Below are 613 nucleotides of genomic sequence, written 5' to 3'. Positions count from 1 at the left end.
CTCTTCGAGGAGGTCAAGGCGAGCTACCGATCCGGCCGCCCCCCCGGGAGCGGTACTGCGGCCTCGTTCCGCGGCGCCGGGCCGACGACCCGACCGATCCCGAAAACCCCGCTGCCGCCACTAGGTTGAGCCCATGTGCGTCTCGACGAACCGGGCAGAGTTCTCCGGCACCACGCTGTACACCGGGCGTCGGCGCCACCCGCAGCACGGGGGGATCCACGTCCTGGGCTACCAGAACACGGCGGGGGATCTCTCCGCCGGTGCCAACGCGATGCTGCTCCACCTGCCCGGCCGCTCCATGAGCCCCGAGAACTTCCTCTCCGCAGGCGGCTGCACCGACATCCTGTCCCGCATGGTGGACGCGGTCCGCCCGCCCGGGCAGCTTCACGAGCGGACGCGGTCGGCGAGCACCCCGCGCTCGGTCCAGGTGTTCGACCACGACATCTACACGGTGCTGCTCGCCGAGGACGCGACACAGATTCCGGCCGCGCTGGCCCAGGTGCCCGCGCGCAAACGCCCCGGCATCGACCCCGAGCTGCTGCGGTTCTACGCCGACCACTACCCCGAGCACACCATCGTGCTCTGCTGCTTCGACAACGCCGAGGCGAAGAAG

The 613-nt window shown here is 70.6% G+C and carries 1 pseudogene; it reads left to right on the top strand.

The window, feature by feature from the left end:
• Positions 1-133 precede the first annotated feature (133 nt).
• Positions 134-613, top strand: a pseudogene (locus ABD323_RS43750) (hypothetical protein); the annotation flags it as partial.

Origin of the sequence: Kitasatospora nipponensis, assembly GCF_039528135.1 — a bacterium.
GTDB classification, from domain to species: Bacteria; Actinomycetota; Actinomycetes; order Streptomycetales; family Streptomycetaceae; genus Kitasatospora; species Kitasatospora nipponensis.
The sequence above is the reverse complement of the archived record's forward strand: the minus strand, read 5'-3'. Positions and strand labels throughout refer to the sequence as shown.